Genomic DNA, 23,172 nt, shown 5'->3' with positions numbered 1-23,172 from the left:
TATCAACAATCCCCTTATCTATGAAAACAAATTTTCTTGTATTTATAACCTTTACAATACTTATCTCTTTAGGCTTTTGGCAGCTTAGTCGTTTAAAAGAAAAGAAATTATTTTTAGCTTCAATGCAAGCTAACCTAACCTCACCTGCAATTAATTTAGCAGAAATTCAAGACGGTTTACCTTATCACAAAGTAAAAATTACCGGTCAATTTTTGCCTAATAAAGACATATATTTATACGGTAGAAGGTCAATGTCGAGTGAAAAAGACGGATATTATTTAGTTACTCCTTTTAAAACCATAGAAGATAAAGTTATTTTAGTAGCACGAGGTTGGTTCAGTAATCGCAATAAAAATATTATCACGCAAGCTACAAACGACCGGCAGCACGAGATTATCGGTGTTACCATGCCATCAGAAAAAACTCGTATCTACTTACCTGCTAACGATATAAAAAATAATGTGTGGCTAACGCTAAATTTAAAAGAAACATCCAAAGTGTTAGGCTTAGATCTTGAGAATTTTTATATTATTGCGGAAGGAAAAGATATTAGCAATCTAGATATTTTATTACCTCTTGCAATAAATCATTTAGCAGCAATCAGAAATGACCATTTAGAATACGCCCTAACTTGGTTTGGACTTGCTATTTCTTTAATCGTAATATATGTAATTTATCGGCGTCGTTATATGGCTGTGGATGTCATCCCGCGAGCTTGTAGCGGGATCCAGAAAAATAATTAAAAAGACTGGACCCCGTGGTCAAGCCACGGGGTAACAGTAGAAAATCGATACATAAATGAGTGACTTACAAAGAGAAGCATCCGATCCTAATTACTCCGTTTGGGTATCGGCATCTGCCGGTACCGGTAAAACCAAAATCCTAACCGATCGATTTTTACGTCTGTTAATAACGGGCGTAGAGCCTTCCAATATTTTATGCCTTACTTTTACTAATGCTGCAGCTATAGAGATGCAAGTAAGGATTAATAGCAGACTTAAATATCTTTCTCTTTGCAACGCCGAGAAACTAGAAGAAGCACTTTTCTTAATGAGCGGCAATAAGCCATCGCCGCAAGACACAGAAAACGCAAAAACTTTATATGATAAAATACTAAATAGCAATAAGCTTTTAAATATCTATACAATACATGCTTTTTGTCAAAAAATCCTTAACACTTTTCCCTTAGAAGCCGGCATAACACCAGAATTTAAAATCCTTGAAGAAACTAAATTACAAGATATCTTCCTAAATATCAGAAACGAAATTTACTTAAGCGATGAACATAATGACTTAATGAAAATTTTACTTAACCGATTTCATGAAATAACTCTGCAAGATATTTTTACCGAGATAATCGAGCAGAAAATTAAATTCAGAAAGTTATTTATAAATAAGCAAATTCCCAAAGAAATATCTAATAAAAGATTAGCGTTAGGGGAATTAAATAATATTTACGATAAGGTAAAAAACTTATTTGCCGAGTATGATGTGGAGATAGCACCGAAAGAAATTTTTTTTACCAAAGATGGGACAAAACGAAAAAGCCTTTTATCGAAAGAATTAATAAGGAAATATCCTAAATTATTACTAGAGCTAGAAAAAATTACCTCTGAAATTTACCGATTAGATGAGCTGCGTCGCATAGAAGAGCTAGAATATCATACGAACTTACTTACTAAACTTGCGCATATTATTTTAAAAAAATACGATTCATATAAGGAAGAAAATAATTTACTCGATTACGACGATTTAATTTACTACACCGAGAAATTACTAAATAATAAAACTACTCATAAGTGGTTGCTGCATAAGCTTGAAAGCGAGATAAATCATATTCTTGTCGATGAAGCACAAGACACAAGCCCCTCGCAGTGGAATATTATTACTACTTTAATAACAGAGTTTAATGCTGTAGAGAGGCCAAATAATAGTGTTTTCATAGTCGGCGATGATAAACAATCGATCTTCAGTTTTCAAGGGGCTGATCTTCGTAATTTCAACTTAGTAAATGAGCGACTAAAAGCAAATCTTACAAATGCTAATAAGAAATTCAAAAATATCACCCTTGAATATTCTTATAGATCATGTACAGAGATTTTACAATTTACTTATAATGTTTTAAAAAATATAAAATCCAATTACCCGGGTTTATTCCTTTCGAATAATCCTTTAATATCCTCATTTCGTACACATCAAGGCTCTGTAACGGTTTGGCCATTAGTGACGAGTGAAAAACAAGAAGAGCTTTTTTGGGCACTACCTGAAGATTATGAAAATTCTAAATCTGCTGCCGATTTACTCATAGAAAAAATCGTAAATTTTATAAAAGAACAAATAGAAAGCGAAGAAATTTTACCATCTACTGCAAACAGAATATCTGAAAAAGATTTCATGATATTAGTCAGAAAGAGAGATGAATTTAGTAATAATCTGATCAAAGAACTTAGCAAAGCTAAGCTTAAAGTTGAGGTAAGCGATAGAATGAACCTTAAGGAAAATCTAACTATAATGGATTTAATTTCATTAGCTAAATTTGTGTTACTACCTGATGATGATTTAAATCTTGCCGGTTTACTAAAATCACCGATTATTGGAATAAGCGAGCAGCAATTATATGAACTTCTTGTAAATAAAAGTGAGAATAGCTTATGGGATATACTCTCTTCACATGAGGAGATATATAATAAGTTAGATTCTCTAATTGAAATTTATAAAATATCTATTGTTGAGAACTTCTTTGATTTAGTGGTACATAATCTAAATTTACGAGAGCTTTACGATGATGATAGTGATGATATGATAAATGAGCTATTAACATTAAGCAAAAACTATGCAAATGATATAGATAATTCACTGCAAGGATTCGTTGCTTGGTTTGAGAATAACGATATCTATATTAAACGTGATATAGAGCATTCAGACAAAATAAGAGTAATGACCGTCCACGGCTCTAAAGGGCTTGAAACTCCTATTGTTATATTATGCGATTCTACTACTTTACCGATAAGCAGCAATAAATTTATTTGGGATGATAAAGGAGAAATGTTTTTCTCTGCTAATGCTGCCGATACTCCTGAGTTTTTGCAAGAGCTGAAAGAAGCTGAAAAATTAAAAGATTTGCAAGAATATATAAGACTACTCTACGTTGCAATGACAAGAGCTAAAGACAGGCTGATTATATGCGGTTTTAGTAATAAATCTACCACTCCTGAAAATTGCTGGTATGAAATAGCCAAACAAACTTGCGATAAATCTCTCAATTAGTAGCTGCTATATTAAATATAATAGACTATTAAGACGCACATATATTTAAATAGCATCTTATGTTAAAAATTTTAGAAAGTTTCTTTGAAAATAAAGCAAGAATTAAAATAGAAAGGTTAAACAATTACCATCCCTGCATTATGCTTATGAAAAAGGTCATAAGGAATAATACTTAAATTTTTTTCTTTTAAGGCTTGTTTATACTTTGTTATTTTAGAAATAACAACCACAACAAGAAAAATAAAAATACTTATTAACAGAGGATATAAGATATTTAACTGATCAAACATCATTAATTTCACAGAATTTAGTTAGATACTACATAATAGTAGTAACATTTATTTGAATTTCAACTTAAATATTTTTTATTGCAATTTAACTCCTATATCTTAAATTTAAATCATTTATAGATATTGTCATAAGAAAATTAATAAGATTTTTATTGAAACCGCTACTTCTAAAATAGATAGCATAATAATTTATGCATTATGATAATAATCATGCCTTAATAAATCAGATTTAAGAATACCACAATTATATTCATATGAATCTAAATAAGCTTGTAATTCATGAACATTTTGTTCTATTTTTTCATAATTATATTTATATGAGTTTTGGAATTTTTCAACTAATTTACCTTTATTAACAACTTTTTTATAAGCATCTTCTTTAAAAAACCCATCTTTTTGTTCTTCTCTACGAAAGTAATCCTTAAATTCACTATGTTTTTTCGGTAAATTAGAGATAAATTCTGCAAATTTTTCTAATTGAATATTGGTAATTAGAGTAAATACCAAACCTATATTTTCTTTATATTGGTTAACTCTTGAAATTTCATGCGCTATTGTATCTTTTTGTCCAATTTCAATAACATTATTAGATAAAATAACTAAATCTTTTTTATTAACCTCTTGCTTTTCAGATTCCTTTAGTTTTATATTCAGTATTTCCTCTTCTAATGCCTCTTTACTAAATAATTTTTTAAATGCAGCAAGCCACGGACCACAAGCTATACTTTCTAACTTTTTAAAATATTCTTTTAACTTCATAACTAATTTCCTTGTTTATATTTTCTTAGTTTAATTTATAGTACTAGTTGGAAGTAATCAAGTTATAGAGCTAAGAAAAATTAATACTTTTGTAAAAATTATATATAGCGTGAAAATTGAAAAACAGTGTTAAAATGCTTAAAATAATTTGACTATTTTAGAAAATTTTAATAAAATCTATTAATAAACTCAATCGATAATACAAAATATGAAAACAGCTTTTATCTTCCCCGGTCAAGGGTTGCAATTGATCGGCATGGGAAAAGATTTTTATGATAATTTTAAACCCGCCAAAGAAACTTTTCAAATCGTTGATGAAGTACTAAACCGAAAACTCACTGATATAATTTTTAATGGACCTTCTGAAGAACTTACCTTAACCACTAACGCACAACCGGCATTAATGGCAGTATCTATGGCAATAATAAATATTATCAAAGCTGAAACCGGTAAAAGTTTGGATAGTCTTTGCGATTATGCTGCCGGTCATTCGCTAGGTGAATATAGTGCTTTATGTAGCACCGAAAGTATTAACCTTGAGACAGCAGCAAAACTACTTCATATACGTAGTACATCTATGCAGGAAGCATGTCCTGAAGGTGAGGGAAGCATGGCGGCTTGTATCAATATTCCGCTTCAAAAACTTGAAGAAATATTAGAAGAGATCAACAAAATAAATTTATGCCAAATTGCCAACGATAACATCGAAGGACAAATAGTTATTAGCGGCAAGACCACAGCTATAGATCATGCTATTAGTATAATTAAAGATTTAGGTTATAAAGCAATAAAGCTGAAAGTCAGTGCTCCATTTCATTGTAGCTTAATGAAGCCGGCAGAAGAAAAAATGCGAGTAGCTCTTGATAAAGCTGTAATTAATAAACCTCTGATACCGATAATCCAAAATTATACCGCAAAACCTACTCTAGATCCTACAGAAATCAAACACAATTTAATGCTTCAGATATGCGGGCGAGTTAGATGGCGTGAAACTTTAGAACTATTTCACAAATTAGAAATTGCTCATATAGTAGAAATAGGGGCAGGAAGCGTACTAACAAATATGCTCCGGAAAATTAATTATCCATATAAGTTAAGTAATATAAGTAATTTAGAAGAACTACAGCATTGTTTAGATAACATTAGTCAATAACTGTCTCTAATAACTTCTGATTCATAAAGTTTTTAAATTAACTAATATTATTATATGCAAATTAGTTTTAGTTTTTTTAAACAATTACTAGAATTATTCACTAGTGATTGGCAGAGCTATTTAGACAAGGTAATAGAAGATTTTAAAATTTAGCCTTAACAGATACTAATGACACATTTTTAAAAGAAGAATGTTATAATTGCTCTTATCCAAAAAAACATTAAAGAAGGTGAATATCCATGGTATGTTGCTCCTTTTAATAAAATAGATCATGCAAGTTTATTACTTACCAATATTCTCATATATTAGAGCTTGATTATCTAAATCAAAATACGGTAAAAGCAGTAAAAAATATGCTGCGAAATAACTTCAAAGATATATATAATCTGGAAATTTATATTATTGCTAATTATGAAGAACCTATAATTAAAAACTATACAATAATAGATAAAATAGCCGCAGGTAAAGTTATTACCTTTGAAGATTTAAATATTAAATATGTAGATCACACGAATGAAGAGTTAAAATATATAGGTGATATAGTAAATGATATTAGAAAACTAGACAGCAAGTTAGTAGCAGATATTCAAATATCATCAAATTTATTTATCAATGTTATTTTGTAGATTTTCTTATTACTCAGTGTACAATCATTTTTATGGCTGCATATTTTGAAGAATTAAACAATTTTCATCAAAATTTAGATAACCTCAATTTTTCCGTTATAAAAATATATTCCCGAATGCCAACCAAAAGACTATAAGAGTTTTGTCAATCTTAAAGCAATAACTTGGAATAGATTTTTAGTTAAATATCAGAAATTATTTGAGAACATTCAGAACATATTATTTAGCATCTGTAGTGATAGTGAGAATTTTGTAAAATTGTTAATTTCAGACTCTTATAATCTTAGCTTAAACAAGCGAATCGAAATGATAGAGTACTTAATAGATAAATACAAAAATGATACTAAATCTATTTATTACATAACCCAACAACTTTTTGATATTTGTGATGATAACACGGATATTAAAACTCTCGAAGCCAAGGCTAAACAGTTTTACAAATATATTGAATATTTCCGTAGTTGGGATATTTACCTAGTTATTGGTATATGGACTTTAAAGGGCCATCCGGATGTGATAAGGAAGCTTTGATTATGGGCAATTCCGTAAAGCCGGAAAATGATTATATTTAGTTAGAAAAATTATAAAATAATTCTAGAAATTGTGCTTATTAGATGATATAAAGTAAAGCCATAACCGGAGAGATGGCCGAGTGGCCGAAGGCGGCGGTTTGCTAAACCGTTATACGGGTCATACCGTATCGAGGGTTCGAATCCCTCTCTCTCCGCCAGTCTGGATAGTTAGCCAATTCTTGTAGTTTATCGAATGGAAAAGCCAAGGAGTAATCAAGATTTCCGCCTTTCAAATTTAGGTTCGCAAATACACATTATCGCCTTATTGCCTTGATTTAACAAGGATTTCAGCTCTTAATACAAACCTACTAATATGTTCTATGCTATTCATATTTTAGTTTATGCTAGACTTTTCTCTAATATTTTCTGTTACTTATACGTTATTTTCTACAAATTTCACCAATTTTAGCCATTTTTTTTCTAAAAATATGTACGCTATACAAACTAGGGGCTATTCCTCGTAAAATAAGGGATTGGAGGGCTTTTTGTAAAAATTTTTTTTAATAGAATTAATTGGTTATACCAAAATTTTTCAGTTTTTGTGTATAAAAATTGCACCTATTACCAGAATTGAGTGAGGACTTAAATAAAGCTCAAGGGTTGGGTCAGAAATATAAAGGTTTAAAAATTTCAATGTTTCTTCTTTATTACTACAGTCTGTGCTACCATTATTACACATGGTACATCCTAATTTTACTTTATCATTTGCTACTAAATCTTTTAATTGTGTTACTTCCTCTAAGGTAGCCAATTTTATATCACTTATGTTGCGAAAACCATCTATTACTTCATTAAATATATTATTTACGCCTTGCGAAACTGTCCTTCTTATATCATTTATATCTTCATTAGTACGCCAAGAAACATAAGGTAAACTACTATCGTATTTGTGAAACAAACCCCAACACCAACCTTGTACTCCTTCTGTATTTCCAAGTGTTGATTTATATAATTCATCTCATTTATAAATAATTTTTGTTCTTTCATTTTTTACTTCTTACAATAGTTAAATTCTATTTATTCAAAATAACCTAGCTATTTCAGCTTTTGATTACAACATAAATTATACAAATCTGCTAAATCATAAGTAGGAAAACCTATAATACACTATATAAATATAAGGTTTATCTCCTGTAACCTTAGGTTTAATAGAATTTATATATGAGTAGCAATTACACACCAAAAAATTACGGTTTATTCGGAAAATACATAAGTAAGATATCAAAAGCCATAATTACTAAATATAGAAAATAATATAAGCAATACTAAAAGTAGTAATTAATATGCAAAGATATTTAGACCCAACGAATGATAGTTTGTTTAAAAAAATCTTTCGTGATTTAGAGAGATTAAAGGAATGTATCAATGCAGTTCTTGAACTTCAGGAGGGTTTTAGAATTAAAGAAATAGAGTTTATGCCCATAGAGCAAGTACCTATGCTCAATAAAGGAAAAAAAGCATATTTGATTTAAAAGTTAAAGATGAAGCCGGCAGCTGGTATATAATCGAGATGCAAAATAGCAGAAATTAAGGAATAAATCTAAGGCGTTAACTACGCAATCACAACATACAAAATCGTATCCCGCTACCCAGTAAACGACCTCTTCAGCTCATTGGTGGGAAAGGACAAACCCACATAAGATATTATAACACTTCAATACTCAACTTACAATAATTATAGCTTAGTAGTTGAGATATTATTTAAAGGATTAAATTATGACTGATTTAATCAAACAATTTGAGGTGCTACTGTCATTCCCGCGAGGCATTGTTGTGTGGATCAATTTCACCTCTGTCATCCCGTGGCTTGACCGCGGGATCCAGGGGATCCAGGTAAAAATACTAAAATTATTAGTATTTTTTATTGTTTTTATGGACCCTGCGGTCAAGCCACGGGATGACAGAGGTGAAATTGATCCACACAACAATGCCTTCCTGCGAAAGCGGAAATCCAGTACTTTAAAGCTTTTTTAAAAGTTTTACCTTGAAAAAAATGATATAATAAAAAATCTTTAAAATTAAGATTTTTTAGCCTGGATCCCTGCTTTCGCAGGGATGACATCTAGGGCTTTTTAAAAATTGTCCGGTACTATACTTAGTGACACGCCGGCAAATAGAGCGGTCATTGTCCTTAAGTGCAACAGACACAACCTCAATTGCTAATGAGATTGCGGTTGCTGCAAATGTAGTAACTGATTGTTTAAAATAATTAACTAATATATTAAATTACTAATTGTAATTATTATCATTTATTAAAATAATCTCTCTTAATCTTCTATATATTCAAAAATTCCCTAAATCAATTCCAATTTATTTATGCTTTTAGTTAAATTTCTATTGCGTTCTTAAAGTTTCTTATTATGTCTATAGCTCATTTTTAACAAAATATTAAAATGTATAGAATTTAATAAGAATATAATTATGTTCATACTAAACATTTTTAAAACAAACTGGCACAAAAGATTATCCGAAAGTACAACAAGTGACCTTAGTAATAAAAATATAACTGATAAACAAGCAAAAGATTTAGCTGCAGCACTTAAAGCTAATAGATCTTTAACGTCGCTTTATCTTCCTTGGAACAACATAGGCGAGGCAACATTTAAAATAATTAATGAATATCTGTACAGACAGAAATAAAACTATAACCAAAAAAAGCAGAAAAGAAATATGAAGAACAGCAAAAGCAAGAACTAGAAACACAACAAGTAGAGGAAGAAAAAAGAAAACTATTGGAAGAACAAGAAAAACAACAGCAAAACCTCAAGCTTGATGAGCTAAAATATAATCAACTAATTTTAGTAATAAAAGAAAGTACGGAAGAAGAAGCAGAAAATTATTGGGAGAGTTATGAACCGGAGGCATTCTCTCATTTTTCTACCTTTCATGAGTTTATAAATACAATAACACATTGTAATGATGCATTATTAGGTTGTAGAGATATTAGATCAGATATATATTACAATGAACTATAGTGAATTCAGATGAATACAACTTTCTTCTTTAGCAAATAAAGCAATGAATGCCTATATAGTCAAATGCACATTTAAACCGCTTCAACGCACATAGCCATACCCATACCGCCACCGATACATAAAGTAACTAAGCCTTTTTTAGCTTTAGCTCTGCGTAAGCCGTGTATCAGAGTAATAAGTACACGTCCGCCGCTTGCCCCCGATCGGATGACCGATGGCTATTGCTCCACCGTTAACATTAACCTTCTCCATATCCCATTTCATTTCACGGTTTACATAAATACTTTGAGCGGCAAACGCCTCATTAACCTCGATAACTTCCAAATCATTAACGCTCCAACCTGCTTTACTTAAAGCTTTTTTGGATGCAGGAACAGGGGCAGTACCCATAAATACTTGGATCAACACCGGCTGAAGCATAAGAAACAATACGAGCTAGCGGCGTTAAATTATGCTTTTTCAAAACTTCTTCGGAAACTACCATAAGACATGCCGCACCGTCATTAATAGAGGAAGCATTATCCGATGTAACTACACCGTTTTTATCAAAAGCAGGACGTAATTTACTCAGAATTTCAAGGCTGATATCAGGTCTTACTGTTTCATCATGATCAAACAAACTAGTAGTTTTTTTAATCGTTACTTCGACAGGTAAGATTTCATCTTTAAAAACTCCTGCTAGCTGTGCTTTAGCTGCTTTCTTGTGAGAGCTTAAGGCAAACTCGTCCTGCTGTTGTCTGCTAATATTAAACTGTTTCGAGATATTTTCGGCTGTAATACCCATAAATACTCCTGAAAATACATCGGTTAATCCGTATACTGCATTAGATCAACCATTTTAATATTGCCGAATTTAGCTCCTGCTCTGATATAGCTACCGTGCATACAGAGCGACATATTCTCCTGCCCACCTGCTATAACTATTTCATTATCACCCATCATAATTGAATTTGCTGCAAGTACTAGGCTTTTAAGACCTGAGCCGCATACTTTATTAATCGTATAGCCCGGCACTTCTTTCGGTATTCCCGCATAAATCAGAGTTTGCCTCGCCGGATTCTGCCCACTACCGCCGGTTATTACCTGTCCAAGGATTACCTCACCTACTAAAGCTGGATCGATTTTGCTGTTTTGCAGTATATCCTTTATTAAATGAACAGCAAGCATAGGTGCAGCCGTTGTACTAATGCTACCCATAAACGAGCCGAAAGTAGTCCTTTTCGCATAAGTTATATAAACCAGTTTTGTTATAATGTGTACTCCTTAAACAATTTATCTAGTTTATCATTTATTAAATAACTAATATGTCCGCCTGCTACATCTATAAGCTTAGAGTTTTTTAATAATTTTTGCAAAGGTAAAATGGAAAATTTAGGTACTATTTGATCATCTTCTGCTGCTACTATATATACACAGGACAATGAATTAAACTCGGATCAATAATAAAATTATTCGATTTTCCATTTAAGATTTATAAACATATTTTCATCTAATATATTTTGTATAATTTGATTATAAACCTCCTTAGATATACTATTACCTGACATAAGCCAATTCTCTATTCTCAATGCTAATTCTTGCTCCTTATCGGAAGTTATAGAGAAAAAATTTTTTAATTTAGCATTGAAATAATCAGGGAATAAAAGAAAAAATAAAATTTGAATATGAATTTTAGGAATTATCGTAAATTGTCTATGCCACTATCTAGTTTTAAATATCGATGCAACATTCTTATATAGAAAAAATGAGAAAAATCCCACGGGCAGGTAAGTAAAGTCAGAGTTTTAATAAATTTAGGCATAAGTACGTTTGTAGCTATCGCAAGGTTACCGCCGATACAATGACCTATTAACTTAATGTCTTTAATTTTCAAATTATCTATTACTTCGATTATTTTATGCACATAGTCGTCTAGTAAATATTTAGGTTCCTCAATCTCTAGCCAATCTATTAAATAAACTTCACCGTAGCTTCTCAAAGTTTCAATAAAACTTTTGTCACGAGCTAAAAAAATATTTCCAGTGAGTTGAAGATAGAGAGGATGGTTAGGAAAGTTGTGATGTCATCCTGACTTCTTTCTATGTCATTCCTGACTTCCCCTTTGTCATTCTCACGAAAGCGGGAATCCATTTTTAATTTATTTTTACTGGAATCTCTGGACAAACCACGGGATAACGTCGAGTAATACAACACCCTATAATGCTCTGTTTGCATTACTATTTTACCTGATTTTAAATATTAATTACCTAAATTATGTGTCTTTGTATAATTACTATAAAGGTCACAATATTCCTGTAGTTTATTACTATCTAGCATTGAGAGTATCTAGTAATTCTTGACAAAAGGCTAAATATATTGTATAAGCTCAGCACCTTCAGAATGTAATAACAAGTATATAGGCTCTAAAGTTTTAGGGGCAATATCTTTTCATAAAATCTTGAAGTGCTTAAGTTTTTTTTTTTGTCCTTAGGGATTTATAATGCTAAGTACCTCATCACGATCGTTTAAAAACAAATTCAGAGCAGCATTTTGGCCTGTGCATAATTACGAACTCGGAAAGTTTATTCCGATGAGTACCTTAATGTTTTGTATTTTATTTAATCAAAATGTTTTACGAATCTTAAAAGATAGTATTTTAATCTCCGAGATTAGTGCAGAAATAGCAGGTTTTGCTAAAGTTTATTGCGTTACGCCTGCCGCTGCTTTATTCGTGATTATTTATGCTAAAATGATTAATTATCTTACTTTTGAAAAGATCTTTTATTATTTAAGTGCATTTTTTATCAGCTTTTTTGTTTTATTCACTTTTGTAATCTATCCTAATATTCATATTTTTCATGTACATCCCGATAATCTAACTGACTGGATGGAACGTTATCCTCATTTTAAGTGGTACATCTCATTAGTAGGTAATTGGGGTTATATAGTATATTATAGTCTTGCCGAGCTTTGGCCTAATATTTTTTACGTATTATTATTTTGGCAGTTTGCTAATGAACTTACTACTACCGAAGAAGCAAAAAGATTTTATACTCTCTTTTCGCTATTCGGCAACTCTTCTTTAATATTAGTCGGCTTTTTAATGATGAATCTATCATCGGAAGATACTATTATTAAGAAGTTTATGAGTATTGCGGATAGTAAAATCACTTTAGTTCAAGTATCCACGACAATTGTGGCAATTGTTGCTATTATTTGTTGTTTGTTAGTTAGATTTATTAGCAAGAACGTTTTTACTAATCCGTTATTTTATGCTAAAGCAAAAAGCGGTCGCTCAACTTCAGAACGTATGGGGCTAATTAAAAGCTTTAAATATATTGCAAAATCAAAATATTTATGGCTACTTTTAATTTGTTCGGCAGCTTTCGGATTTGCTATTAACTTAGTCGAAGCCGTATGGAAAGCAAAAATTAAGGAATTATATCCGACTGTAAATACCTATGCTGAATTTAACAGTCTGTATATACTTTGGACAGGCGTGGCAATAATGGTTATGACCGTCATCGGTAATAACATTATGCGTATGCACAACTGGTTTGTAGCAGCAGTTATTTCACCGGTTATAATAATGGTAACCGGCATTTTGTTCTTTGTACTTATCGTATTTGACCAACAAATTTTATCATTATTTGATGGAGCAATTTTAATGTCACCTCTTGCTCTTGCCGTTTCAATCGGTGGTATTCAAAATATTTTAGCTAAAGGTACTAAATATTCTATATGGGATACTTCAAGAGAAATGTTATATATCCCTCTTGATGAGGAGCTTAAAACCAAAGGCAAAGCTGCGGTTGACGTGATAAGTGCAAAAGTCGGCAAATCCTCTAGCGGTCTTGTGCAATCTATTATTTTTACTTTAGTTCCAACTGCTACTTTTACCTTAATCTCACCAATTCTAATGGTGGTATTTACTTTTGTATGCTTAGCGTGGATTTATGCAGTAAGAAAAATATATTTTGAATATCAAAAAATAGCATAAAATAAATTATTGTCATCCCGCGACTTGACCACGGAATCTAAGAATACAAGTCTGTGACCAAGATACCGTGGTCAAGCCACGGTATGACACCGAACGCGTTTTTTGATCCACGCGGGTAATGCCCTTTTTAGCTAGGAACCTTACAGCATAAAACTATCGATGTTACTATGAATCAATCTCTCCTAAAGCTTTAGTCTCTATATTATCTAAGAAAATCTCAAAATTCTTTAAGATATCGTCTTTACTTTAATAAGAAGGCGGTTTAAGTTAGGGTAACTTTTTCACTCTTTATAAAATTATGAGGCTGAGGTTAATCCTTAAGTTTAATAGTAACAACTTCGCCTGCTAGAGAGTTCGGATCTTATTAATTGAATCTGGATGCGTAATTTCTAGGTTTTTTGGAGTATTATCTTCCTTGTTCTTACTACGGAATGAAAAAATTCTAGATGATGGCATTTGATTTACATTTTATTTAAAAAACGCTATTTATTATAGAGCAATAATTTATATTTAACAAGCAGGATGGTTAATTGTCATAAACTTTTCTATCATTCTAGTAACAGAACGTTCTAGCTCAATATCTAATTTTGAATAATCAGAAAAGTTAAACCATTTAAGTTCATTCGATTCGTTATTTTTTATAAAATTATCATTATTTACTGTTTTTAGTAAAAATCGTACATCATAGTGATAATGAGCAGGCTCCTTATGAGTTCGCGGAATATAATGGGTGTCTATATCAAAAATCTCCTTATTTATCGTTTTGATTTCATTAATTCCGGATTCTTCTATAGCTTCTTTAACCCCTACATTTAATATATTACTATCTCCATCACAATGACCGCCTGGTTGAAGCCACTTATCAAGCTTTTTATGGTGCATCAATAAAAATTTAGTTTTATCATTATTAAGTAAAAAAGCCGAAGCAGTGAAATGTCCTATTTGTAAATCTCAGCTAAAAGGGTTTTCATATTCATTTAAAAATTCAAGCATTTTTGTTTTTGTAACAATTTCTTCAGGATATGTACTACTGTAATTTTGTAGTTTAATATATAATTCATTCATAATGATAATTTTTTATGTATAGAGCTTTGATATTTAACTCAAATTTCTCTGCTAAGTCAAATAACAATAATTGCATAAAATTATATTGTCCATGTTTCATGGTAATTATCATTGACAATTAGTTAATGTTTAGTTATATATCGCATAACTAAAATTTAATATTAACTAATTAGGTTTATTTTTATGCTTAACAAAATAGTCGAATTATTTAGAAGTGATGATACCAACCCCTTGGTATGGTAAGCTTGCAGTAGTAAGAGCATGTGCTGTTGGAATTTATGTGATAGCAGGTGATTTACTTAAATCTCCGGCTTTTATTCTCAAATGTGGTGCCGATATAGTAGCAACAATGGGAGCAATGCTAGCATATGAGCATTATACAGACGCAACTTCGCAAGAAAGTCCGATGATAGGAAATGAAGCACAAGCTGCAATATAATAATAAAATATTTTTAACGAATTTAGAGGACACACCGACTCTAAATTCGTATTCATTGACAATTCAAACCGTTTTTTAGTCTAATTTTGACTTGTTTTAAAGAACGAGGAGTTGCGTCTGTAACTTCAATTTCAATATTTTCTGAAATATCTATTCTCGTACCGATAGCCGGAACACTACTGACTCTAGTCAATACTAATCCACCTATCGTATCAAATTCATCATAATCATTGTGTAGCTTTTCTCCTATTATTTCTTCAAGCACTTCTACTTCAACACGTGCATTTGAAATAATTGTTGAGTTATTAATAACCTTGAAATTATCGCTATCTAATTGCTGATCATGCTCATCATCTATTCGTCCTACTATTTCTTCTATCAGATCTTCAATAGTAACTAAACCGTCAGTACCGCCATACTCATCAACAACTATTGCAATATGTGTTCTCTCACGACGCATTTTTGCTAGCAAATCTAATAATTTCATAGAAGGAGCTGCAATTATATGCTTACGTATAAGCTTTTTTAAACGACCGTTTTGCTTTGTAGCTACTGCTTTAAATAAATCCTTGATATGAATGAACCCTACTACATTATCCAAAGTACCGTCATATATAAGAGTTCGTGTATGTGGGACTTCTAACTTAATAGACTCACTTAATTCTTCTAGATTCGTAGTTAATTTTATTGCCGCAATATCGGAACGCGGTACCATTATATCTTCAATAGTTTTATCTTCTAGCTCCAATAAATTAGCTAAAATATTAAGCTCGTCTAAAGTCATTTTTTGGCTATTAATTTTAAGGCGTTTTATGACACCAAAAAAATTATCGGGCGTTTTTGTTTTTCTAAAAAAAATTTTTATCGGAGAGAATAATTTTCGTACAGTAAAAATTAACTTATTATTTTGATTTTTTTTACTAGAATCTTCTTTTTTTGAAGATTTTAACATAAATTTTTTTATTTAGTTAATAAGGGGGGAAAATACCGAAATATGATAATATTTCAATTTCTAGATCTTCCATAATATTTGCTTCTGTGTCATTTTGATGATCAAAACCAATTAAGTGTAAAATACTATGTATTAAAAGATGAATAAAATGATTCTCAAAAGTTTTGTGCTGCTCGCACGATTCGTTATATATTACCTCATAACAAAATGCTATATCACCTAAATGCATATAATCAGAGTCACCTAAAAATTCAAGTTTAGAATATAAATCCTGCCAATTTAATTCGTTGCTTGGAAAAGAAAGAACGTTAGTAGCTTTTTCTATATTACGAAATTGTTTGTTTAAGGTCAATATTTCTGCAGCATTTGTTAGTAAAATTGATAATTCAAATTGTTTTATTTTACTAAAATTATCAAACCGCAATAAAATATTTTGAGTTATTTTTTTGATTAAACTCTTATTTATCTGCTTATGCTCACGCCATTTGTTGTAGTTTCTTACAATTTCTACGTTTATCATTGTACCAAATATTGAATAAATAGTCGTTATAGACTTAGCTGTAACTTAAGAGCATATTTTAAAAGCTGTATATCTTCATTAGAGATAACGTTAATTTTAGATTTTAATCTTAATGTGCTTACTGTCATTATTCGATCAGTCATGGCTTTACCTTTTGTGCTACCTATCATTACGTAGGCTTCACAAGGATAGCATTTATCGATGTTACTAGTTAAAGGTATTACTTGCACACGATTTAATGAAGCATTTGAGTAATTATTGCCAGTCTTACCTTAGCGACTTCTCACCTAACAAAGGATTAAAGTCGACCACCATACCTCAGCTCTTTTCATAAAAATCGCGTTCTATTAACCCTTCTACCCACTCATTGGCCTTCTCCTCAGCTTTTGTATCTTGAGCCATGGCTTTGTAAGCGGCGCCAAGCTTCTCATTAATTACATAAGGTTTTAACAACAAGTTGCTCAATAAATTTGCTAATTTTACGTTCACCTATTACAGAATAAAGCCTATAATAAACCGCTTCATCTATAGTAATTGTCATTTCTTCTGCATAAAATACTCGTATACACGTGTGTTACACGTATGATATCATATATATAAATTAATCAACATAAGGATTATTTACTTTAGTAAACAAAGATAATAGCTATGAAAACTGACCACACAGGCAATAAGCATGATATTTTAAGACACCAGTTTTTGTTGGTAATTCTCTTTTAATTTTTGAAAATCCTCATCGGCATGGTATGAAGAACGGGTTAGCGGGCTTGCTGAAACCATCAAGAATCCTTTTGTTTTTGCTACTCGCTCTAGATATTTAAACTCTTCCGGCGTAACATATTTTGCGACCTCAGCATGATTTTTGGTAGGCTGCAGATACTGCCCAATAGTTAGGAAATCAACCTTTGCTTCTCTTAAATCATCTATAACCTGTACTACTTCATTTATTTCTTCCCCAAGTCCTACCATCATACCGGATTTTGTAAAAATTTCAGGAGATAATTTTTTAATATTATGAAGTAAGCTTAAAGAATTATAATATCTAGCCCCTGGTCTAATCGTTTTGTATAAAGACGGTACTGTTTCGACATTATGGTTAAAAACGTCAGGTTTTGCGTTTGCTATTATTTCAGCTGCTCCTTCTTTTCTTAAAAAATCGGGTGTTAGAATCTCAATAGTAGTATTTGGCGATGATTTTCGGATTTCGCTAATACACTCCGCAAAATGTGACGCTCCGCCATCCTCAAGATCATCACGATCGACGGAAGTAATTACTACATGCTTAAGATTTAGCTTTTGTACCGCCTCCGCTAACCTTTGCGGTTCATACGGATCAAGTAAATCCGGTCTACCCGTTTTAACGTTACAAAACCTACAAGCTCTAGTACAAACCGAACCTAAAATCATCACAGTTGTATGTTTTTTTGACCAGCACTCACCAATATTAGGACAAGCAGCTTCCTCGCACACAGTATTTAATCTCAGATTCTTTATTAAATCTTTTGTATTATAGTACTCTGTAGAATTAGGAGCTTTTACTTTTATCCAATCAGGTCGTTTATTTAAATTAGCCATAAAACGGAAATAATTCAATTAATTTTGTCACTTCATTTAATACTTTCTGCTCAAGAGCGCTATTATCTTCATTATTTTTTAAGCCGTCTAAAATATCTGCTACCATATGACCGACTAATACAAAATCCTTTTCTTTAAAGCCTCTAGTAGTACATGCGGGAGTACCAAGGCGAATACCTGAAGTGATAAAAGGCGAAGTTTCATCAAACGGGATAGCATTCTTATTACACATAATCCCTGCTCTATCCAAAGAATTTGCGGCAAGCTTACCCGTGATTCCGTCTTTACGCAAATCCACTAAAACAATATGATTATCGGTACCACCTGTTAATATATCATATCCTCTTTCTTGCAAGCTACTTGCTAAAGCTTTAGCGTTACTTATTACCTGCTGAATATAACTTTTATATTCAGGCTGCAAATTTTCTAAAAAAGCTACGGCTTTTGCAGCTATTATATGCATTAACGGACCACCTTGTAGTCCTGGAAATAATGCAGAATTTATTTTGTGACCTATCGCTTCATCGTTAGATAAAATTAAACCGCCTCTTGGACCTCTAAGTGTTTTATGAGTAGTAGAGGTAACAGCGTGAGCATAAGGAATAGGGCTTTGATGCTCACCTGTGGCAACAAGTCCTGCAATATGAGCAATATCTGCCATAAAGTAAGCTCCTACTTTATCCACGATTTCTCTAAATTTTGCAAAATCAATATTACGAGGATAAGCAGAAAAACCGGCTATAAGTAATTTTGGTTTATGCAAATCCGCTAAGCGTTCAATCTCATCATAATCGATTAAATAAGTCTCTTTATTTACGCTATAAGAAACGGCGTTAAACCATTTACCAGACATATTAGGAGCTGCACCGTGCGTTAGATGCCCGCCGCTATCTAAGGACATACCAAGAACCGTATCACCCGGCTGTAATAAAGCAAGATATACAGCCTGATTTGCTTGTGATCCTGAATGAGGTTGGACATTTGCATATTTGCAGTTAAAGAGTTTTTTTACTCGTTCTATAGCTAAATTTTCAGCTTTATCTACTTCCTCGCAACCGTTATAGAATCGCTTACTTGGGTATCCTTCGGCATATTTGTTAGTCAGAAGCGCCCCTTGAGCTTCAAGCACAGCAGGACTTACGAAATTTTCTGATGCAATAAGCGCGATTACGCTACTTTGACGCAGCTTTTCATGCTTTATTATTTCATTAATCTCTTTATCCGTTTCGTGTAAATTATTATTAAAAATATTCATTTATCCTCATATTTTTTTGGTTTTGTTGTGTGGATATCTAATCATCATTGCGAGGAAAAATTGAAAATTTTGACGAAGCAATCTCATACCAAAATCCTGAGATTGCCACGCAGCCTACGGCTGCTCGCAATGACGGTTATTTATAAAATTAATCGCAATCTCAAGCCCCCGTCCATCTATTGAATGAGCAAGAGACGTTAATTTATGTCCGCTATGCTCTATATGCAGCTTAGATAAATAGTTTGAAGCATTATACATCTCGCTAACACCGACCACCTCATCTAATTCCCCATGAATCAAGCATATAGGAGTAAGCTTATTATTCACTTCCATAGGTGGAATTAATGCACCCGAAAAACCTATAGTACAGCAAAACGGCTCTTTTTGAACTAGTGTTAAATATAATCCTATCATCGTACCTTGAGAAAAGCCAATAATGATAGTATCTTTGTTGGTTAGATTTAACTCGTCCTGCTTTTGCTTTATTATATCTTCAACCTTAGAAATATTATTTGCAATTAGCTTTGCCATAATATGCGGGCTGCGGTCTTGCAAACTAAACCATTGTCTACCATAAGGCATCATATCATAAGCCTCGATACCATGCGGGGAAATAAAATGACAATTGGGTAAATAATTTTTGATATAAGGCACAAGTCCTATTAAATCATGTCCGTCCGAGCCGACACCGTGCAGTAATACTACTAGCTTCTTCGGCGGCTGCTCTTTACTTTCTACTTCGGGGTATTCTAAATATTTGCTCATGTTTTTATATGTTTATGTACTTAAAATATTAAGGTTGAGTAGTAGTGAAGGTCAATTTCAAAAAGAGCAAGGAGTCTGCAAGGCGAGGAGCGGAGCGTATACTCAATACGTGAACACCGCAAAACTTACTAGACGAATACGCCAATTTTTGAAATTCACCGAGTATACGCTTTCAACATCTTCTCAAGTTCTCCACTTTGATATAACTCTCTAACAATATCACACCCGCCGACTAATTCTCCGTTAATGTATAATTGTGGGAATGTCGGCCAGTCGCTAAATTTTTTTAAATCTTCACGTAATTCAGCATCAAAAAGTACATTAATATCACGAAATTCTACACCTAATTTATTCAAAATAGCTACTACGGTTCCTGAAAATCCGCATGCAGGCGACTTTTTAATACCTTTCATGAACAATACTACTTTATTATTTTTTATCTCATTTTCTATAAATTTAAAATTTTTATTTTCTAGCATTTTAAGACTCAATAATTTATCTTCTAAAATACACTTTCTATAGCAATATATGCAAGCACAAATAGTTAATAAAATTTTTGAGATTTTTAGCAAGAATAATCCAAATCCGAAAACCGAATTAATATATAAGAATGATTTTACCTTATTAGTAGCGGTAATATTATCTGCTCAAGCCACCGATATATCAGTAAATTTAGCAACTAAATCTTTATTTGCAACTTATGATACACCAGAAAAAATTTTAGAACTCGGCGAAGAAGGACTTAAAAAATATATAAAATCTATAGGACTATTTAACAGCAAAGCAAAAAATATTATCGCATTATGTAAAATATTGATAAGCAATTATCAAGCTTCAGTACCGAATGATTTTAAGGCATTAATTAAGCTACCGGGCGTTGGCAGAAAAACTGCTAATGTTGTACTAAATTGCTTATTCGGCATGCCTACAATGGCAGTTGATACACATGTCTTTAGAGTAGCCAACAGAATCGGGCTTGCTAAAGGCGGTACTCCTGAAATAGTAGAAAAAGAGCTACTGCAGATTATCGATACAAAATGGCTAACGCATGCCCATCACTGGCTAATTCTGCACGGCAGATATATATGCAAAGCTAGAAAACCCGATTGCGACATCTGCCCTATTAAAGAGTATTGCGATTATTATTTTAACCTTAAATAAGAGTTATAGTAAATCTTATAAATTACCAATTATTTCTGAATAATATTCATGTTCTATAGAATTAGGTTTAGGATCAAGTGTTGCTAATGTTTCTAAATGACAAGTAACGAACGGTGCACCTTTTACCTTGCCCCCTGCATAGATACGGATGTTTGCAAAACCAAGCGAATTCTCCTTCCATTTGTGCACTAGTTAATTCATGTAATATATTACCGTTTTTATCATAAAGACTAAATAAAGTTTTGTCATTATCCTCAATAAGTTTTATAGGGGTTTGTTTATTATCTAAATTTTCTTGCTGATGTCCTATATATATTTTATCTAAAACTCCTTTTTTCTCATATTCTTTAAGAATTATTTGTGTCATTTCTTGTACCGGTACAGTAATCATATATTCTTTTTTATTAGAATAAATATCTTTGGCACAGGCGGCAATAAAACTATGAAGTTTAACTGCAAGATTTTTATGTTTTATAATAAAAGGTTTTTCTTGATATATTGGAAGTCTTGCTATACCAGAATGCGAAATAAAGCTTGCATTTTGAGAAGTCAGCATGGTTATAAACATCTCTATAGATGAAGTATCACGCGAGTCATATTTTATTGGAAACAACGGCTACATAATACATCGGTTAAGCCTTGATCATGATAATCTAAGCTAGCGGAAAAGGCATACTTCCCCTTAAAAATTTTTATCACCAGATCATTACCTTGATAAGAACTTTGAAAGCTACTCTGCTTACCCAAAAAATCTTGCCAAGCAGACATATTCGCTCCGTTAACTTTTACCATATAAAAATGTAAATCATCTTCCTGTTTATAATGATGAATTTCTGAATTTACTTTTTGTATTTGTGTCTCTTGTAACTTTTTAAAAATACCCATCAGAATATTGTTTATCTATTTTACTGAAATTATACTTAGAACCAAGCCGTAAAGCTCGCCCATATTGCATTTCGATTCCATCCGGGGTTTTATCTTCTTTACATACAGCTTTTATAATTTGACTTAACTGTTCTTCATCTTTAGTAAAATTATTTTTTTTAAATTTCTCTAAGAATTTTTTTAATAAAGCCTCTTTTCTGCGATCTGTCATATTAACATCAATATGATTAGTAATATTTATGCCTGTTTTTAATCTTAAATTCAAAATATCTTCCATATATCTAGAAGGTATAAATTTCTATAGTTTGGGGCTTAAAAGATGAATTATCATTTAATTGCAAAATAAAATCATTTACTTCTTTCCAATGTTCATAAGTTGATATATCAAGAGCGATAATTTTATCCTTTACTATATAAGGATTTTGAAGAAAATTAAAAATCTCTTGTAAGCTTATTCCCTCTAAATTTGTACAATCTAAGACACCGTCTTTCATACAAGATAGTACGTCTTTCCATTGATCGTTGATTTTTCTTTCATTTTATAAATCTTTTAAATATTAATTCTTAAAGAAATATTAAAAATTAATATTTTATCAACAAAATATTTTATGTGATTATAAAGATACGGCTAAGTGATGTGTACAAATACTTTAAATTTTAATATATTTTCAAGTTGACAATTTTTTGCTTACTTCATAATATCTAGATCTAGGCTCAATTTGATAAAGGTAAAATTTATGCGTTCAGCACTTATAACTTCTATATTAGTAGCTGTAGCTTTCTTAACAAGTGCTTGTAATACAATGCAAGGTGCAGGTCAAGATATACAGGCAGCCGGTAAAAAACTTAAAGATTCGGCAGAAAGCAATAAGCCTCAAAAAGGTTGCGGCTGTCCTCACAGCTCAGCTAACTAAATATACTGTTTTTTATAATG

General features: G+C 31.7%; 27 protein-coding genes, 1 tRNA gene and 4 pseudogenes. 14 read left to right on the top strand and 18 right to left on the bottom strand.

Going from position 1 to position 23,172, the window contains the following annotated elements; translation table 11 throughout:
- Positions 1-20: 20 nt before the first annotated feature.
- Entirely contained in the window at positions 21-743 is a 723-nt protein-coding gene (locus tag RSIB_RS01605; RefSeq protein WP_004997569.1) for an SURF1 family protein, read from the top strand.
- Between the two features lie 55 nt (positions 744-798).
- Positions 799-3,267, top strand: coding sequence for a UvrD-helicase domain-containing protein (locus RSIB_RS01610; protein WP_004997566.1), 2,469 nt, complete (start codon positions 799-801; stop codon positions 3,265-3,267).
- Positions 3,268-3,383: 116 nt separating this feature from the next.
- On the opposite strand, the gene RSIB_RS08770 is transcribed toward RSIB_RS01610, so the two are convergent.
- Entirely contained in the window at positions 3,384-3,560 is a 177-nt protein-coding gene (locus RSIB_RS08770; RefSeq protein WP_012151244.1) for a hypothetical protein, read from the bottom strand.
- Positions 3,561-3,746: 186 nt separating this feature from the next.
- Positions 3,747-4,316 (bottom strand): hypothetical protein, encoded by a 570-nt coding sequence (locus RSIB_RS01615; RefSeq protein WP_004997564.1) that lies wholly within the window; start codon positions 4,314-4,316, stop codon positions 3,747-3,749.
- A 208-nt stretch (positions 4,317-4,524) separates the two neighbouring features.
- On the opposite strand from RSIB_RS01615, the gene fabD reads away from it, so the two are divergent.
- The 4 genes and pseudogenes from fabD to RSIB_RS06340 all read left to right on the top strand — a co-directional run bounded on the left by fabD (position 4,525) and on the right by RSIB_RS06340 (position 6,825).
- Positions 4,525-5,469, top strand: coding sequence for an ACP S-malonyltransferase (gene fabD / locus RSIB_RS01620; RefSeq protein WP_004997563.1), 945 nt, complete (start codon positions 4,525-4,527; stop codon positions 5,467-5,469).
- 353 nt (positions 5,470-5,822) lie between these two features.
- A complete protein-coding gene (locus tag RSIB_RS01625) occupies positions 5,823-6,095 on the top strand; it encodes a hypothetical protein (RefSeq protein ID WP_004997561.1) in 273 nt (90 codons plus the stop codon).
- Positions 6,096-6,353: 258 nt separating this feature from the next.
- Positions 6,354-6,667 (top strand): annotated as a pseudogene (locus RSIB_RS07005) (hypothetical protein).
- A 66-nt stretch (positions 6,668-6,733) separates the two neighbouring features.
- Positions 6,734-6,825, top strand: a tRNA-Ser gene (locus RSIB_RS06340).
- A gap of 374 nt (positions 6,826-7,199) precedes the next feature.
- Here the strand turns inward: RSIB_RS06340 and RSIB_RS01630 are convergent.
- Positions 7,200-7,565 (bottom strand): hypothetical protein, encoded by a 366-nt coding sequence (locus RSIB_RS01630; protein WP_004997556.1) that lies wholly within the window; start codon positions 7,563-7,565, stop codon positions 7,200-7,202.
- A 385-nt stretch (positions 7,566-7,950) separates the two neighbouring features.
- Between RSIB_RS01630 and RSIB_RS01635 the strand changes: the two genes are divergently transcribed.
- The 4 genes from RSIB_RS01635 (at position 7,951) to RSIB_RS06330 (ending at position 9,642) form a co-directional block, all read left to right on the top strand.
- Positions 7,951-8,139 (top strand): hypothetical protein, encoded by a 189-nt coding sequence (locus RSIB_RS01635; protein WP_004997554.1) that lies wholly within the window; start codon positions 7,951-7,953, stop codon positions 8,137-8,139.
- Between the two features lie 244 nt (positions 8,140-8,383).
- Positions 8,384-8,641: a hypothetical protein gene (locus RSIB_RS08990; protein ID WP_032850879.1), complete on the top strand. Its 258-nt coding sequence runs from the start codon at positions 8,384-8,386 to the stop codon at positions 8,639-8,641.
- Positions 8,642-9,088: 447 nt separating this feature from the next.
- On the top strand, positions 9,089-9,307 hold the full coding sequence (locus RSIB_RS07000) for a hypothetical protein (protein ID WP_004997552.1): 219 nt from the start codon (positions 9,089-9,091) through the stop codon (positions 9,305-9,307).
- A 92-nt stretch (positions 9,308-9,399) separates the two neighbouring features.
- Positions 9,400-9,642, top strand: a complete 243-nt coding sequence (locus tag RSIB_RS06330) for a hypothetical protein (protein ID WP_016728341.1) — start codon at positions 9,400-9,402, stop codon at positions 9,640-9,642.
- A gap of 71 nt (positions 9,643-9,713) precedes the next feature.
- On the opposite strand, the pseudogene RSIB_RS06995 reads toward RSIB_RS06330, so the two are convergent.
- Together RSIB_RS06995 and RSIB_RS10500 are read right to left on the bottom strand one after the other, a co-directional pair.
- Positions 9,714-10,893, bottom strand: a pseudogene (locus RSIB_RS06995) (acetyl-CoA C-acetyltransferase).
- Positions 10,890-11,958: pseudogene (locus RSIB_RS10500) on the bottom strand (alpha/beta fold hydrolase). The pseudogenes RSIB_RS06995 and RSIB_RS10500 overlap by 4 nt, the downstream one beginning before the upstream one ends.
- Before the next feature lie 163 nt (positions 11,959-12,121).
- Here RSIB_RS10500 and tlc5 point away from each other — a divergent pair.
- On the top strand, positions 12,122-13,621 hold the full coding sequence (tlc5, locus tag RSIB_RS01645; RefSeq protein WP_016728342.1) for a GTP/GDP exchange transporter Tlc5: 1,500 nt from the start codon (positions 12,122-12,124) through the stop codon (positions 13,619-13,621).
- A 510-nt stretch (positions 13,622-14,131) separates the two neighbouring features.
- Here the strand turns inward: tlc5 and RSIB_RS01650 are convergent.
- Together RSIB_RS01650 and RSIB_RS06310 are read right to left on the bottom strand one after the other, a co-directional pair.
- Entirely contained in the window at positions 14,132-14,563 is a 432-nt protein-coding gene (locus tag RSIB_RS01650; RefSeq protein ID WP_081440479.1) for an NUDIX hydrolase, read from the bottom strand.
- 9 nt (positions 14,564-14,572) lie between these two features.
- Positions 14,573-14,686 carry a hypothetical protein gene (locus tag RSIB_RS06310; RefSeq protein WP_014411033.1) on the bottom strand — a complete coding sequence of 38 codons (114 nt, stop codon included), beginning with the start codon at positions 14,684-14,686 and terminating at the stop codon, positions 14,573-14,575.
- Between the two features lie 217 nt (positions 14,687-14,903).
- Between RSIB_RS06310 and RSIB_RS01655 the strand changes: the two genes are divergently transcribed.
- Positions 14,904-15,125, top strand: coding sequence for a hypothetical protein (locus tag RSIB_RS01655; protein ID WP_004997533.1), 222 nt, complete (start codon positions 14,904-14,906; stop codon positions 15,123-15,125).
- A 52-nt stretch (positions 15,126-15,177) separates the two neighbouring features.
- On the opposite strand, the gene tlyC is transcribed toward RSIB_RS01655, so the two are convergent.
- From tlyC to grxD, 7 genes and pseudogenes are all read right to left on the bottom strand, one after another.
- Positions 15,178-16,077 carry a hemolysin C gene (gene tlyC, locus RSIB_RS01660; protein ID WP_004997527.1) on the bottom strand — a complete coding sequence of 300 codons (900 nt, stop codon included), beginning with the start codon at positions 16,075-16,077 and terminating at the stop codon, positions 15,178-15,180.
- 16 nt (positions 16,078-16,093) lie between these two features.
- Complete coding sequence (ybeY, locus tag RSIB_RS01665) at positions 16,094-16,597, bottom strand: rRNA maturation RNase YbeY (RefSeq protein WP_004997526.1); 504 nt, start codon at positions 16,595-16,597, stop codon at positions 16,094-16,096.
- A gap of 26 nt (positions 16,598-16,623) precedes the next feature.
- Positions 16,624-16,845: pseudogene (locus RSIB_RS06305) on the bottom strand (type II toxin-antitoxin system PemK/MazF family toxin); the annotation flags it as partial.
- Positions 16,846-17,281: 436 nt separating this feature from the next.
- Positions 17,282-18,172: a lipoyl synthase gene (lipA, locus tag RSIB_RS01670; RefSeq protein ID WP_004997515.1), complete on the bottom strand. Its 891-nt coding sequence runs from the start codon at positions 18,170-18,172 to the stop codon at positions 17,282-17,284.
- A complete protein-coding gene (gene glyA / locus RSIB_RS01675) occupies positions 18,165-19,427 on the bottom strand; it encodes a serine hydroxymethyltransferase (protein WP_004997509.1) in 1,263 nt (420 codons plus the stop codon). Before glyA ends, lipA begins: the two co-directional genes overlap by 8 nt.
- Positions 19,428-19,541: 114 nt before the next feature.
- Positions 19,542-20,192 carry an alpha/beta hydrolase family protein gene (locus RSIB_RS01680; RefSeq protein WP_004997508.1) on the bottom strand — a complete coding sequence of 217 codons (651 nt, stop codon included), beginning with the start codon at positions 20,190-20,192 and terminating at the stop codon, positions 19,542-19,544.
- Positions 20,193-20,347: 155 nt separating this feature from the next.
- A complete protein-coding gene (gene grxD / locus RSIB_RS01685; RefSeq protein WP_004997505.1) occupies positions 20,348-20,671 on the bottom strand; it encodes a Grx4 family monothiol glutaredoxin in 324 nt (107 codons plus the stop codon).
- A gap of 49 nt (positions 20,672-20,720) precedes the next feature.
- Here grxD and nth point away from each other — a divergent pair, with 49 nt between their 5' ends.
- A complete protein-coding gene (gene nth / locus RSIB_RS01690) occupies positions 20,721-21,353 on the top strand; it encodes an endonuclease III (RefSeq protein ID WP_004997504.1) in 633 nt (210 codons plus the stop codon).
- A 73-nt stretch (positions 21,354-21,426) separates the two neighbouring features.
- On the opposite strand, the gene RSIB_RS01695 is transcribed toward nth, so the two are convergent.
- From RSIB_RS01695 to RSIB_RS09880, 4 genes are read right to left on the bottom strand one after another with little or no spacing between them, the layout of a single operon-like run.
- Positions 21,427-21,909, bottom strand: coding sequence for a hypothetical protein (locus tag RSIB_RS01695; RefSeq protein WP_192810440.1), 483 nt, complete (start codon positions 21,907-21,909; stop codon positions 21,427-21,429).
- 44 nt (positions 21,910-21,953) lie between these two features.
- Positions 21,954-22,238, bottom strand: coding sequence for a hypothetical protein (locus RSIB_RS06300; protein WP_004997500.1), 285 nt, complete (start codon positions 22,236-22,238; stop codon positions 21,954-21,956).
- Positions 22,225-22,515 carry a hypothetical protein gene (locus RSIB_RS09885; protein ID WP_004997498.1) on the bottom strand — a complete coding sequence of 97 codons (291 nt, stop codon included), beginning with the start codon at positions 22,513-22,515 and terminating at the stop codon, positions 22,225-22,227. The genes RSIB_RS06300 and RSIB_RS09885 overlap by 14 nt, the downstream gene beginning before the upstream one ends.
- 4 nt (positions 22,516-22,519) lie before the next feature.
- On the bottom strand, positions 22,520-22,732 hold the full coding sequence (locus tag RSIB_RS09880) for a hypothetical protein (protein ID WP_004997495.1): 213 nt from the start codon (positions 22,730-22,732) through the stop codon (positions 22,520-22,522).
- Between the two features lie 243 nt (positions 22,733-22,975).
- Between RSIB_RS09880 and RSIB_RS01700 the strand changes: the two genes are divergently transcribed.
- The gene (locus tag RSIB_RS01700) at positions 22,976-23,152 is read left to right on the top strand and encodes an entericidin A/B family lipoprotein (RefSeq protein ID WP_004997492.1); all 177 of its coding nucleotides are present in this window, start codon (positions 22,976-22,978) and stop codon (positions 23,150-23,152) included.
- The last annotated feature ends 20 nt before the right edge of the window (positions 23,153-23,172 follow it).

The organism is Rickettsia sibirica 246, assembly GCF_000166935.1.
In the GTDB taxonomy this organism is placed as follows: Bacteria; Pseudomonadota; Alphaproteobacteria; order Rickettsiales; family Rickettsiaceae; genus Rickettsia; species Rickettsia rickettsii.
Note: the sequence above shows the minus strand (reverse complement) of the source record. Positions and strands in the feature narration are given on the sequence as shown.

Excerpts from the sequence above, each read along its gene's own strand:
- RSIB_RS09885 (WP_004997498.1), bottom strand. The coding sequence starts at position 22,515 with ATGGAAGATATTTTGAATTTAAGATTAAAAACAGGCATAAATATTACT.
- tlc5 (WP_016728342.1), top strand. The coding sequence starts at position 12,122 with ATGCTAAGTACCTCATCACGATCGTTTAAAAACAAATTCAGAGCAGCA.
- ybeY (WP_004997526.1), bottom strand. The coding sequence starts at position 16,597 with ATGATAAACGTAGAAATTGTAAGAAACTACAACAAATGGCGTGAGCAT.
- grxD (WP_004997505.1), bottom strand. The coding sequence starts at position 20,671 with ATGCTAGAAAATAAAAATTTTAAATTTATAGAAAATGAGATAAAAAAT.
- RSIB_RS01605 (WP_004997569.1), top strand. The coding sequence starts at position 21 with ATGAAAACAAATTTTCTTGTATTTATAACCTTTACAATACTTATCTCT.
- fabD (WP_004997563.1), top strand. The coding sequence starts at position 4,525 with ATGAAAACAGCTTTTATCTTCCCCGGTCAAGGGTTGCAATTGATCGGC.
- RSIB_RS06310 (WP_014411033.1), bottom strand. The coding sequence starts at position 14,686 with ATGAATGAATTATATATTAAACTACAAAATTACAGTAGTACATATCCT.
- RSIB_RS01610 (WP_004997566.1), top strand. The coding sequence starts at position 799 with ATGAGTGACTTACAAAGAGAAGCATCCGATCCTAATTACTCCGTTTGG.
- RSIB_RS01625 (WP_004997561.1), top strand. The coding sequence starts at position 5,823 with ATGCTGCGAAATAACTTCAAAGATATATATAATCTGGAAATTTATATT.
- RSIB_RS09880 (WP_004997495.1), bottom strand. The coding sequence starts at position 22,732 with ATGAAAGACGGTGTCTTAGATTGTACAAATTTAGAGGGAATAAGCTTA.
- glyA (WP_004997509.1), bottom strand. The coding sequence starts at position 19,427 with ATGAATATTTTTAATAATAATTTACACGAAACGGATAAAGAGATTAAT.
- RSIB_RS01615 (WP_004997564.1), bottom strand. The coding sequence starts at position 4,316 with ATGAAGTTAAAAGAATATTTTAAAAAGTTAGAAAGTATAGCTTGTGGT.
- RSIB_RS01655 (WP_004997533.1), top strand. The coding sequence starts at position 14,904 with ATGATACCAACCCCTTGGTATGGTAAGCTTGCAGTAGTAAGAGCATGT.
- RSIB_RS01680 (WP_004997508.1), bottom strand. The coding sequence starts at position 20,192 with ATGAGCAAATATTTAGAATACCCCGAAGTAGAAAGTAAAGAGCAGCCG.
- RSIB_RS06300 (WP_004997500.1), bottom strand. The coding sequence starts at position 22,238 with ATGGGTATTTTTAAAAAGTTACAAGAGACACAAATACAAAAAGTAAAT.
- nth (WP_004997504.1), top strand. The coding sequence starts at position 20,721 with ATGCAAGCACAAATAGTTAATAAAATTTTTGAGATTTTTAGCAAGAAT.
- RSIB_RS01695 (WP_192810440.1), bottom strand. The coding sequence starts at position 21,909 with ATGCTGACTTCTCAAAATGCAAGCTTTATTTCGCATTCTGGTATAGCA.
- RSIB_RS01635 (WP_004997554.1), top strand. The coding sequence starts at position 7,951 with ATGCAAAGATATTTAGACCCAACGAATGATAGTTTGTTTAAAAAAATC.
- RSIB_RS08770 (WP_012151244.1), bottom strand. The coding sequence starts at position 3,560 with ATGATGTTTGATCAGTTAAATATCTTATATCCTCTGTTAATAAGTATT.
- lipA (WP_004997515.1), bottom strand. The coding sequence starts at position 18,172 with ATGGCTAATTTAAATAAACGACCTGATTGGATAAAAGTAAAAGCTCCT.
- tlyC (WP_004997527.1), bottom strand. The coding sequence starts at position 16,077 with ATGTTAAAATCTTCAAAAAAAGAAGATTCTAGTAAAAAAAATCAAAAT.
- RSIB_RS08990 (WP_032850879.1), top strand. The coding sequence starts at position 8,384 with ATGACTGATTTAATCAAACAATTTGAGGTGCTACTGTCATTCCCGCGA.
- RSIB_RS07000 (WP_004997552.1), top strand. The coding sequence starts at position 9,089 with ATGTTCATACTAAACATTTTTAAAACAAACTGGCACAAAAGATTATCC.
- RSIB_RS01700 (WP_004997492.1), top strand. The coding sequence starts at position 22,976 with ATGCGTTCAGCACTTATAACTTCTATATTAGTAGCTGTAGCTTTCTTA.